Here is a 12,088-nt window from a genome sequence, read left to right on the forward strand (position 1 = left end):
GCCGTGAAAATCGTTGATTGCACGGGGAAATGGCGTTCACAGCTGAACACTTTTGAACAGTCGGAGTGATTGACAATGAACAATAGTGAACAACACTCTATGCACGCTTTTGCCCAATCCTGAATGCAAAATGGATCCCCTGTGGGAGCGAGCCTGCTCGCGAAAGCGGTGTGTCATTCAATGAATCCATTGACTGAACCGACGCTTTCGCGAGCAGGCTCGCTCCCACATGGGGATTTGTGTAGTTTTGAAGATCGGGCTCATAACAATAATAAAATCGCTGCACTCAGAGGCTCGCCCCATGGCCGCACCTGCTTCGCCGCTGTCCCACGACGCGATCGTCCAGACCTCCTGGCAACGTTGCCGCGCGTTCGGCCTCGACCACCAGAGCGCGCCGGCCTTCGATCAATTACCCGCCGCCGGCATTGCACGATTGCTCGACAGCCATCATTCGCTGGTGCAGACCACGCATCAGGAAGTCCTGCCCTACTACGAAAACATCCTCAGCAATTCCAACTGCCTGATCATGCTCGCCGACAATCAGGGCCAAGTGCTGACCTCGTGGGGCACGCAGCGCTTTATCGAACCGAATCTGGCCCGGGGCTTTCAGGCCGGGGCGAGCTGGATGGAGCGCAGCAGCGGCACCAATGCAATCGGCACCGCACTGGCCTGTGAGCAGGCTGTGCACATCGAACACGATGAACACTTCCTCAAGGCCAACCGCTTCATGACCGGCTCCGCCGCGCCGATTTTCGACGCCGAGCGCAAGGTCATCGCCGTGCTCGATGTCTCCAGCGACAGCTATCTGCCACCCTCGCACACCCTCGGCATGGTCAAGATGATGAGCCAGACCGTGGAAAACCGGCTGATCCTCAACCTGTTCCATGGCCAGCACTTTCAACTGACATTCAACACCGGGTTGAACAACCTCGACAGCCAGTGGGCCGGGTTGCTGATCTTCGATGAAAGCGGTCAAGTGCTGTCGGCCAATCGCCGCGCCGACAATTTGCTCGGTGTGCGTTTGTCGCGCGTCAGCGTTGAAAGCCTGTTCAAGGTGTCGCTGCTGGAGTTGATCAATCAGCCCGAGGGTCTGCCGTTTGCCCTGCAGACCTCTGGACGCAACCGTTTCCAGTGTTTGCTGAAACGGCCGAAACAGGCACCGGTGCAGGCGCGAGTGTTTGTCGCCGAGGACAAGCCTGCGCCTGCCAGTGCGATCAGCCTCAATACGCTGCATTTCGGCGACAGTCGCGTGGAAAAAGCCGTGCGCCAGGCCGAGCGCTTGCTGGAAAAAGACATTCCGTTGTTGATCCACGGTGAAACCGGCGTCGGCAAGGAAGTGTTCGTCAAAGCCTTGCATCAGGCCAGCTCCCGGCAAAAACAGGCATTCATCGCGGTGAACTGTGCAGCGATCCCCGCTGAACTGGTCGAGTCCGAGTTGTTCGGTTACGAGAAAGGCGCGTTCACCGGGGCCAACCAGAAAGGCAGCATCGGCCTGATCCGCAAGGCCGACAAAGGCACGCTGTTTCTCGATGAGATCGGTGACATGCCGCTGCCGACCCAGGCGCGTTTGTTGCGCGTGTTGCAAGAGCGCTGCGTGCAGCCGGTGGGTAGCAGCGAGTTGTTTCCGGTGGACTTGCGGATCATTTCCGCGACCAACCGTTCGTTGCGCGAGCAGGTGCAACTGGGCCGTTTCCGCGAAGACTTGTACTACCGCATCGGCGGCCTGACCCTGGAGCTGCCACCGTTACGCGAACGCAGTGACAAGCAGGCGCTGTTCAAACGGCTGTGGGAGCAACATCGCGAGCCAACGCAATGGGCGGGGCTGAGCCCGGAGGTGTTGGAGCTGTTTGAAAAGCATCCGTGGCCGGGGAATTTGCGTCAGGTCAGCAGCGTGATGCAGGTGGCGCTGGCCATGGCCGAGGAACAACCAGTGCGACCGGAGCATTTGCCGGATGATTTTTTTGTCGATCTGGAGATGGAGCCGGTGGAAACAGCGGCGCCGCTGGGGCTGGATTTGAATGATGTTGAGGCGTTGAATCGCGAGTTGAAGGCGGCCGGGGGGAATATTTCGCATCTGGCGCGGCGGCTGGGGGTTAGCCGCAATACGCTTTACAAGCGGTTGCGGCAGGCTGAATGACAAGTTGTCTGGACGGGCCTCTTCGCGAGCAGGCTCGCTCCCACACGGCATTTGTGTCGTGCACGGAAAACGGACATGGCGAAAATCCACTGTGGGAGCGAGCCTGCTCGCGAAGGCGTCCGCCCGGTCAACGCTGGTCCTGAGGAAGAAAAAACAAAACCCGCACAAGGCGGGTTTTGTCTGTAACAGGTAAGGCTATCAGTCAGCCAGACGCCAGGTAGTCCCACCCTTGCCATCTTCCAGCACGACACCCATCGCCGTCAGCTGATCACGAATCCGGTCCGACTCGGCCCAGTCTTTCGCCGCCCGAGCTGCCAGACGCGCCGCAATCAGTGCATCGACTTGAGCCGCATCGACCCGCCCTTCAGCGCCGGCCTGCAGGAAGTCATCCGCCTCCAACTGCAACACACCGAGCACACTCGCCAGTTCCTTCAGACGTGCCGCCAGCCCCGCCGCTGCATCAAGATCGCTCTCGCGCAGACGGTTGATCTCGCGCACCATCTCGAACAGCACAGCGCACGCTTCAGGGGTGCCGAAGTCGTCGTTCATCACCGTGGTGAAACGCTCGACGAACGCCTCGCCACCGGCCGGCGCCACGCTCGGCAGGCCTTTCAGCGCATGGTAGAAACGCTCCAGTGCGCCCTTGGCGTCCTTGAGGTTGTCTTCCGAATAGTTGATCGCGCTGCGGTAGTGGCTCGAGACCAACAGGTAACGCACCACTTCCGGGTGGTACTTGTCGAGCACGTCGCGGATGGTGAAGAAGTTGTTCAAGGACTTGGACATCTTCTCGCCATTGATGCGAATCATCCCGCAATGCATCCACGCGTTGGCGTAGGTCTTGCCGGTGGCCGCTTCGCTCTGGGCGATTTCGTTTTCGTGGTGCGGGAACTCCAGGTCGCTGCCGCCGCCATGAATGTCGAAAGTCTCACCGAGGCAGCAGGTCGACATCACCGAGCACTCGATGTGCCAGCCCGGACGCCCGGCGCCCCATGGCGATTCCCAGCTCGGCTCGCCCGGCTTGGCGGCTTTCCACAAAACGAAATCGAGCGGGTCTTGTTTCGACTCGTCGACCTCGATGCGCGCACCGATGCGCAAATCTTCGATCTTCTTGCGCGACAGCTTGCCGTAGCCCATGAACTTGGCGACGCGATAGTACACGTCGCCATTGCCCGGCGCGTAGGCGTAGCCCTTGTCGATCAGGGTCTGGATCATCGCGTGCATGCCAGCGATGTGATCGGTGGCGCGCGGTTCCATGTCCGGCTTCTGGATGTTCAGGCGCGCTTCGTCTTCGTGCATCGCGGCGATCATGCGCTCGGTCAGCGCTTCGAACGACTCACCGTTCTCGCGGGCGCGATTGATGATCTTGTCGTCGATGTCGGTGATGTTGCGCACGTAGGTCAGGTCATAACCGCTGAAGCGCAGCCAGCGCGTCACCAGGTCGAACGCAACCATGCTGCGGCCGTGGCCGAGGTGGCAGTAGTCGTACACGGTCATCCCGCAGACGTACATGCGCACCTTGTTGCCATCCAGCGGCTTGAAGACTTCTTTGCTCTTGGTGAGCGTGTTGTAGATCGTTAGCACGTTAGTTCCTTGACTCACTCACTGGCCCCACGAATCACGCAGGGTCACGGTACGGTTGAATACCGGCTGACCGGGTTTCGAGTCCTTGAGGTCCGCGACAAAGTAGCCTTCGCGCTCGAACTGGAAACGGTCTTCCGGCTGTGCGTTGCCGAGCGATGGCTCAGCGCGACAACCGGTCAGCACTTGCAGCGAGTCAGGGTTGATGTTGTCGAGGAAGCTGGCGCTGTCTTCGGCCTTCTCCGGGTTCGGCGAACGGAACAGGCGATCGTACAGACGTACTTCGCACTCGACGCTGGCGGCGGCCGGCACCCAGTGGATCACGCCCTTGACCTTGCGCCCTTCCGGGTTCTTGCCCAGGGTGTCCGGGTCGTACGAGCAACGCAGTTCGACGATGTTGCCGTCGGCGTCCTTGATCGCTTCGTCGGCGCGGATCACGTAGCTGCCACGCAGACGCACTTCACCGGCCGGTTCCAGGCGCTTGTAGCCCTTCGGCGGCTCTTCCATGAAGTCTTCACGGTCGATGTAGATTTCCCGGGCGAACGGCAGCGCGCGCACGCCCATGTCTTCTTTCGGGTGGCGTGGCAGTTCGAGGTTTTCGACCTGGCCTTCCGGGTAGTTGGTGATGACCACTTTCAGCGGACGCAGCACGCACATGGCGCGCGGGGCGCTGTGGTCGAGGTCGTCACGGATGCTGAATTCGAGCATGCCGAAATCGACCACGCCGTCGGACCGGTTGGTGCCGATCATTTCGCAGAAGTTGCGGATCGATTTCGGCGTGTAGCCACGGCGGCGGAAGCCCGACAGCGTGGACATGCGCGGATCGTCCCAGCCGTTGACGTGCTTCTCGTCAACCAGTTGCTTGAGCTTGCGCTTGCTGGTGATCGTGTAGTTCAGGTTCAGACGGCTGAACTCGTACTGGCGCGGGTTCGCCGGCACCGGCAGGTTCTCCAGGAACCACTCGTACAGCGGACGATGGCTTTCGAACTCGAGGGTGCAGATCGAATGCGTGATGCCTTCGATGGCGTCCGACTGACCGTGGGTGAAGTCGTAGTTCGGGTAGATGCACCACTTGTCGCCGGTCTGGTGGTGATGGGCGTGGCGAATGCGATACATGATCGGGTCGCGCAGGTTCATGTTCGGCGAGGCCATGTCGATCTTCGCCCGCAGCACGCGCGCGCCGTCCGGGAATTCACCGGCCTTCATGCGCGCGAAAAGGTCGAGGTTTTCCTCAACCGAACGGTCACGGAACGGGCTGTTCTTGCCCGGCTCGGTCAGGCTGCCACGGTATTCCTTGGCCTGTTCCGGGGTCAGGTCGTCGACGTAGGCCTTGCCGGCCTTGATCAGCTCGACGGCCCAGTCGTGCAACTGGTCGAAATACTGCGAGGCGTAGCGCACTTCACCGGACCATTCGAAGCCCAGCCATTTGACGTCGCTTTCGATGGCGTCGATGTATTCCTGATCTTCCTTGGCCGGGTTGGTGTCGTCGAAACGCAGGTGCGTGACGCCGCCGAACTCCTGGGCCAGGCCGAAGTTGACGCAGATCGACTTGGCGTGGCCGATGTGCAGGTAGCCGTTGGGCTCCGGCGGAAAGCGAGTCACGATCTGGGTGTGCTTGCCCGAGTCCAGGTCTGCCTGGATGATCGGCCGCAGGAAGTTGACCGGCACGGCAGGGCCGGACTTGGCATTCGAGGTAGGGTCGACAGTGGGCTTGCTCATAGGATCCTTGACGTACAGGTGCGCGGCCGCAAAGAGGGGCCAGACAAAACAAAGCCGCTATCATAGCCGATGCTGTCAAGGGCCTGACAGAGCAGCTCTTATAAAGGCACGCATTTAATCGCCGGGAAATGAAAAACCGCCTCGAAATTCGCGCCTGTCACGCTAAACTGCGCACCTTGGCCGAAGCAGGCTGAACCGGTTGTGGGGCTAAAGGTCCCAGAACCACGAATTCCCTATGAAGAGTAATGACCATGACTCAAGTCAAACTGACCACCAACCATGGCGACATCGTCATCGAACTGAACGCTGAAAAGGCGCCGATCACCGTTGCCAACTTCATCGAGTACGTCAACGCCGGTCACTACACCAACACCGTATTCCACCGTGTCATCGGCAACTTCATGATCCAGGGCGGCGGTTTCGAGCCTGGCATGAAAGAAAAGAAAGACAAGCGTCCAAGCATCCAGAACGAAGCGGACAACGGTCTCTCCAACGACAAATACACCGTCGCCATGGCCCGCACCATGGAGCCGCATTCGGCTTCGGCGCAGTTCTTCATCAACGTCGCCGACAACACCTTCCTCAACCACAGCGGCAAGACCACTCAGGGCTGGGGCTACGCGGTATTCGGTAAAGTGACCGCCGGCACCGACGTTGTCGACAAGATCAAAGGCGTGTCGACCACTTCCAAGTCCGGCCACCAGGACGTACCCGCAGACGACGTGATCATCGAGAAAGCCGAGATCATCGCAGCGTGATATTGCTGATTTCAGACTTGCATCTGGAAGAGGAGCGCCCGGACATTACCCGGGCGTTTCTGGATTTGCTCGCCGGACGCGCCCGCTCGGCGAGTGCGTTGTACATCCTCGGCGACTTCTTTGAGGCGTGGATTGGCGACGACGCCATGACGCCCTTTCAGCGTTCCATCTGCCAGGCCCTGCGCGACTTGAGCGACAGCGGCACGGCCATATTCCTGATGCACGGCAATCGCGACTTCATGCTCGGCAAGGCTTTCTGCAAACAGGCCGGCTGCACCTTGCTGAAGGATCCGAGTGTCGTGCAGTTCTACGGCGAGCCAGTGCTGCTGATGCACGGCGACAGCCTATGTACCCGCGACGTTGGCTATATGAAGCTGCGGCGTTATCTGCGTAACCCGATCACCCTGTTCATCCTCCGTCACCTGCCACTGCGCAGCCGCCACAAACTGGCGCGCAAGCTACGCAGCGAAAGCCGCGCACAGACGCGGATGAAGGCCAATGACATCGTTGATGTCACCCCGGAAGAGATTCCGCGAGTGATGCAGGAGTTCGGCGTGAAAACCCTGATCCACGGCCACACCCACCGCCCGGCAATTCACAAGTTGCAGCTGGGTGAACAAGCGGCTAAGCGGATTGTGCTGGGAGATTGGGATCGTCAGGGTTGGGCGTTGCAGGTGGATGAGAGCGGGTATGCCTTGGCGCCGTTCGATTTCGCCCCGCCGCTGGCATTGCCGCACGGCTGAAGAGCTTTACCCCCTCACCCCAGCCCTCTCCCCCAGGGGGGCGAGGGGGAAAGGGAGCTGATCGCATGCAGTTCAAAACCTGAGTTCGACTCGGTATCGCAAGTCGATGTACCTCGAACATGCACCGCGGTCAGTCCCCTCTCCCTCCGGGAGAGGGTTAGGGTGAGGGGCTCTTGATTCTAGTGCCCCGAAGCTGCCGGCCCGGCCTTGGCGGCAAACGGCGGTTTCGCCAGCCATACAATCAAAATCAGCCCCATGAATCCCCACCCTAGCAACGTGAAGTAATCCACGGTCGAAAGCATGTACGCCTGGCTGGTGAGGATCTGGTCCATCTGCGCATACGCCGACTGACTCGCTCCACCCAACTGATTCAAGGTCTCGCGGGTGGCAGGCTCAAACGTGCTGATGCTTTCGCTCATATACGCATGATGCTGATCGGCCCGGCGAATCCAGATCCAGGTGGTCAACGACGCCGCAAAGCTGCCGCCCAGTGTCCGCAGGAAAGTCGCCAGGCCTGCGCCATCAGCGATCTGGCTCGGCGGCAAGTCCGACATCAGAATACTCAGGGTCGGCATGAAGAACAGCGCCACACCGATACCCATGAACAACTGCACCAGAGCGATGTGCTGGAAGTCGACCTCGTTGGTGAACTCGGCGCGCATGAAACAGCTCAGGCCAATCGCCAGAAACGCAATGCCGGCGAGCAGACGCAGGTCGAACTTGTGCGCGTATTTGCCGACAAATGGCGACAGCAACACCGGCAGAATCCCGATCGGCGCCACGGCAAGTCCCGCCCAGGTCGCGGTGTAACCCATTTGCGTTTGCAGCCACTGCGGCAGGATCAGGTTGATGCCGAAGAACCCGGCGTAACCCAAGACCAGCACCAGCGTGCCGATGCGGAAGTTGCGATGGGCGAACAGGCGCAGGTTGACCACCGGATGGCGGTCGGTCATTTCCCATATCACGAACACCGCCAGGGCGACCACGGAAATCGCCGCGCCGACGATGATGAAGTTCGATTCGAACCAGTCCAGGTCATTGCCCTTGTCGAGGATCACCTGCAACGCGCCGACGCCAATGATCAGCGTGATCAGGCCGACGTAATCCATCGGCTGGCGACTGGTCACCACCGGCCGTTTCGCCAGTTGCGAACGCACCACCATCACCGCAAAGATGCCGATCGGCACGTTGATAAAGAAGATCCACGGCCAGCTGTAACTGTCGGTGATCCAGCCGCCGAGAATCGGCCCGGCAATCGGCGCGACCACCGTGACCATCGCCAGCAATGCCAGGGCCATCCCGCGTTTCGCCGGCGGATACACCGCGATCAACAGGGTCTGCGTCATCGGATACAACGGCCCGGCCACCAGGCCTTGCAGCACACGAAAGCCGATCAGCTCGGGCATCGAAGTCGAGATACCGCAGAGAAACGACGCCAGCACAAACAGCATCGTCGCCCACAGAAACAGCTTCACCTCGCCGAAGCGGCGGCTGAGCCAACCGGTCAGCGGCAGCGCAATCGCGTTGCTCACGGCAAACGAAGTGATGACCCAAGTGCCCTGCTCCGAACTCACCCCGAGGTTGCCGGAAATCGTCGGCAGCGCCACGTTGGCGATGGTCGTGTCGAGCACTTGCATGAACGTCGCCAGCGACAGGCCGATGGTGCTGAGCAACAGGCTGGGCGGCGTGAAAGAAGCGTTATTGCTCATTGTGAATCCTATGAAACCTGATGGTCGCTGCGGTCTGATGAACACAGCCGGCCCTGTGGTAACAGGCCCTTGTGGCGAGGGGATTTATCCCCGCTGGGTCGCGAAGCGGCCCCTCTTTTGGCTCAGGAAAAACGGGCCTGCTGCGCAGTCCAGCGGGGATAAATCCCCTCGCCACAGATAAATCCCCTCACCACAGATAACCGCTCACCACAGAGCCTACTTCTGATCCGGTGTGCTCTCAGCGCTGCGCGGTCTTGCCTGCTGCTGCGCTGTTGTCGTGAATCAACTGGGCAATCATCGCGTCCGCTTCGGCCAGTTGGCGCTCGTAGACGTTGGTGCTGAACGAGGCCTTTTGCGGCGGTTGCTGGGCCAGCACCGGGCCGCTCTGGTCGTGCAGATTGACCTCGACATTGGTCGACAGACCGACACGCAGCGGGTGCTTGGCCAGCTCTTCGGCGTTGATGTGGATACGCACCGGCACACGCTGAACAATCTTGATCCAGTTACCGGTGGCGTTCTGTGCCGGCAGCAGAGCAAACGCGCTACCCGTACCGGCACCGAGGCTGTCGACGGTGCCGCTGTATTTCACATCGCTGCCGTAAATATCGGCCTCGATATCGACAGGCTGGCCGATGCGCATGTCACGCAGTTGGGTTTCCTTGAAGTTGGCGTCGATCCACAGCTGATCCAGCGGAATCACCGCCATCAATGCGGTGCCCGGTTGTACGCGCTGGCCGAGCTGCACGGTGCGCTTGGCGACGTAACCGGTGACCGGCGCGATCAAGGTGCTGCGCGCATTGGTCAGGTAGGCCTGACGCAGATCGGCAGCCGCCGACATTACGTCCGGATGGGACGAGACCACGGTGTCGTCGACCAGTGCGCTGGTGGTTTTCAGTTGCTGTTTGGCGTTAGCCAAGGCGTTCTGCGCCGAGGTCAGGTCGTCGCGGGCGTGGGACAGCTCTTCCTGGGAAATCGCCCCGCCCTGGGCGAGATTTTTCCGCCGGTTGTAGTTGTCCTGGGCTTTCTGCACTTCGGCCTGCTGCGCGTTGACCTGGGCTTTCATGCCGTCGACGTTGCTATACAGGCCGCGCACCTGACGCACGGTGCGGGCCAGTTTGGCCTTGGCACTTTGCAGGCCGACTTCGGCATCGTTGGGGTCGAAGTTGACCAGCACCTGGCCTTCCTGGACCAGATCACCGTCGTCAGCGCCGATGCTGACCACGGTGCCGGTGACCAGCGGTGTGATTTCCACGACGTTGCCATTGACGTAGGCATCGTCGGTGCTTTCGTTAAAGCGCCCGATGAACTCGTGATAGGCCCAGACGCCGGCAATGGCGAGCAGGACGACCACGGCGAGGGCCAGCAGCATCACCTTGCGTTTGCGCGGGTTGCCGGTGTCCGGGGTGTTGCCTTGAGCTTGGGTGTTTTCGGCAGTGGCCATGACAAATACCTTGAATTAATGGTGCGACGAGGCGGGGCTGGCGTTGGCTGCGTTCAGGTTTTCACCCTGAAAGCCGCCGCCCAGCGCTTGCATCAGTTGAATCGACAGGTCGATCTGCTCGGCATTGAGGGTCGCCAGCTGACGCTGGGCCTGGAGCAATTGCTGCTCGATGCTGAGCACGTCCAGGTAGTTGCCGATACCGGAACCGTAACGCTGGACGACGGTGTTGTAAGAATCCTGAGCAATGTCGGTGGCATGTTGCTGCGCGCCGATCTGCCGGCCGATATCGCGCAGCTGATTGATCGTATCGCCGACATCCCCCAGGGCTTTGACCAGACTCTTGTTGTACTGCGCCACCGCCAGATCGTAATCGGCGTCGCGCGCATCGAGGTTGGCGCGCAGGCGTCCGCCATCGAAAATCGGCAGCGATACGGTCGGCGCGATGTTGAAGAAACGGCTGGCCGAACCGAACATCGCATCACCCAGCAACGACTCGGCGCCGGCCGAGGCCGACAGGTTGAGGTTGGGATAGAAGCGGGTTTTCGCCGCATCGATGTCTTTGCTCGCCGCCTCGACCCGCCAGCGCGCCGCGACCAGATCCGGGCGGCGGCCGAGCAGTTCCGCCGGCAACACCGACGGCACCGCCACGGCGCTGGCTTGCAGAACTTTCGGTCGAGCGATTTCGTTGCCACGATCCGGGCCTTTGCCGAGCAATACCGCCAAGGCGATTTTCGCGCTGTTCAGGCGTTTTTCCGCGTCGATCAGGCTGGCCTGGGAACTGGCTTCCAGACTCTGGGTTTGCTGGAACTGGTACTGGCTATCGATCCCCGAACTCAAGCGGCGCTGACTGAGGTCGAGCATTTGCCGGGTGCGCTTGAGGTCTTCGCTGGCAAGGTCGTAAACGATGTGCGCCTGACCGAGATCGCTGTACGCACGGGCGACGTCAGCGGCAAGTGTCAGCTGCGCGGCCTGACGGTCGACTTCAGCAGCGCGAGCCTCGCCGAGGGCGGCTTCCCAGGCAGCGCGCTGGCCGCCCCACAAATCGAAGTTGTAATTGAAACCGGCGCTGACATTGCGCACCGTCGCATAGGCACCGCCCTGCCCCAGCGGATCCTGATCACGAGCCAGCCGCGAACGGCTGATGCCGGCGCTGGCGTCGAGGGTCGGATAACGCTCGGCATCGGCGGCATAGGCGGCGGCACTGGCCTGATGGGCGCGGGCTGCGGCGATCTGCATGTCCGGGCTGTCGTGCAGGGCTTCGCGGATCAGGCCGTCGAGCTGCGGATCGCCGAGGCTGCTCCACCAATCGCTTTTCGGCCACGCCGCCGGCGACAGGCTGACGCCTTCCAGAGACTGCGCTGTCTTCAGGCTCTTCGCGTCGAGGCGCTGGCCTTCGGTGTCGAGGCCGCTGTAATTGGCGCAACCGGCGAGGATCATCGCCGACAGCAACAGCGTCAGGCTGCTGCGCATGACTTTAGCGTTCATTGTGTTCACCCAAACGCTGGACGGTGATCGGGTCACCGGCGGCCAGGAGGATTTTCTTCAGGATGTATTCCAGGGTTTTCAACTCTTCGCGGGAGATCGCGCCGGCCAGCTCATTCATCGCATCGGCACCGATGTGCGGCAGACGATCAGCCAGTTGCTGGCCCTGCTCGGTCAGCTTCAACTGCACCTGACGCCGGTCGCCTTCGCTGCGCTGACGAAGCAGAAAAGCCTTCTGCTCGAGGCGATCGAGCATGCGCGTCATCGACCCGCTGTCCAGCGACAGATGGCGGCACAGCTCGGCCGGGGTGTCGACGCCGAACTGGGCCATGATGATCAACACCTTGAACTGCGCGGCGGTGATGCCGTGGGGTTCCATGTGGGTATCGATGATCCGGTCCTTGAGCAACGCGGCACGACCGAGCAACAGGCCGAGGTGGCAATGTTTGAATTCTTCCGGAGTGAAATGCTTCATGGGTCGACCTGATAACTGCCTAGGCAGTGAATGTATGTCGGGATGT

General features: G+C 60.9%; 9 protein-coding genes. 3 read left to right on the plus strand and 6 right to left on the minus strand.

Features of this window, described 5'->3' with window-relative positions:
* Positions 1-301: 301 nt before the first annotated feature.
* On the plus strand, positions 302-2,137 hold the full coding sequence (locus ACZ9BE_RS14410) for a sigma-54-dependent Fis family transcriptional regulator (protein ID WP_076563533.1): 1,836 nt from the start codon (positions 302-304) through the stop codon (positions 2,135-2,137).
* A gap of 198 nt (positions 2,138-2,335) precedes the next feature.
* Here the strand turns inward: ACZ9BE_RS14410 and cysS are convergent, their stop codons facing one another.
* A complete protein-coding gene (gene cysS, locus ACZ9BE_RS14415) occupies positions 2,336-3,718 on the minus strand; it encodes a cysteine--tRNA ligase (RefSeq protein ID WP_434766019.1) in 1,383 nt (460 codons plus the stop codon).
* A gap of 18 nt (positions 3,719-3,736) precedes the next feature.
* The gene (locus ACZ9BE_RS14420) at positions 3,737-5,434 is read right to left on the minus strand and encodes a glutamine--tRNA ligase/YqeY domain fusion protein (protein WP_024013424.1); all 1,698 of its coding nucleotides are present in this window, start codon (positions 5,432-5,434) and stop codon (positions 3,737-3,739) included.
* 251 nt (positions 5,435-5,685) lie between these two features.
* Between ACZ9BE_RS14420 and ACZ9BE_RS14425 the strand changes: the two genes are divergently transcribed.
* Together ACZ9BE_RS14425 and lpxH are read left to right on the plus strand one after the other, a co-directional pair.
* Positions 5,686-6,192, plus strand: coding sequence for a peptidylprolyl isomerase (locus tag ACZ9BE_RS14425; RefSeq protein WP_150634928.1), 507 nt, complete (start codon positions 5,686-5,688; stop codon positions 6,190-6,192).
* Positions 6,189-6,935, plus strand: coding sequence for a UDP-2,3-diacylglucosamine diphosphatase (gene lpxH, locus ACZ9BE_RS14430; protein ID WP_056788853.1), 747 nt, complete (start codon positions 6,189-6,191; stop codon positions 6,933-6,935). Before ACZ9BE_RS14425 ends, lpxH begins: the two co-directional genes overlap by 4 nt.
* A gap of 179 nt (positions 6,936-7,114) precedes the next feature.
* On the opposite strand, the gene ACZ9BE_RS14435 is transcribed toward lpxH, so the two are convergent.
* From ACZ9BE_RS14435 to ACZ9BE_RS14450, 4 genes are all read right to left on the minus strand, one after another.
* Positions 7,115-8,644 carry a DHA2 family efflux MFS transporter permease subunit gene (locus ACZ9BE_RS14435; protein WP_024013426.1) on the minus strand — a complete coding sequence of 510 codons (1,530 nt, stop codon included), beginning with the start codon at positions 8,642-8,644 and terminating at the stop codon, positions 7,115-7,117.
* A gap of 238 nt (positions 8,645-8,882) precedes the next feature.
* On the minus strand, positions 8,883-10,085 hold the full coding sequence (locus ACZ9BE_RS14440; RefSeq protein ID WP_258706922.1) for an HlyD/EmrA/EmrK family protein: 1,203 nt from the start codon (positions 10,083-10,085) through the stop codon (positions 8,883-8,885).
* A 15-nt stretch (positions 10,086-10,100) separates the two neighbouring features.
* Positions 10,101-11,570, minus strand: coding sequence for an efflux transporter outer membrane subunit (locus ACZ9BE_RS14445; protein WP_476249603.1), 1,470 nt, complete (start codon positions 11,568-11,570; stop codon positions 10,101-10,103).
* On the minus strand, positions 11,560-12,042 hold the full coding sequence (locus ACZ9BE_RS14450; protein ID WP_056788847.1) for a MarR family winged helix-turn-helix transcriptional regulator: 483 nt from the start codon (positions 12,040-12,042) through the stop codon (positions 11,560-11,562). The genes ACZ9BE_RS14445 and ACZ9BE_RS14450 overlap by 11 nt, the downstream gene beginning before the upstream one ends.
* Between the last annotated feature and the right edge of the window lie 46 nt (positions 12,043-12,088).

Source organism: Pseudomonas sp. TE9122 (assembly GCF_056278925.1).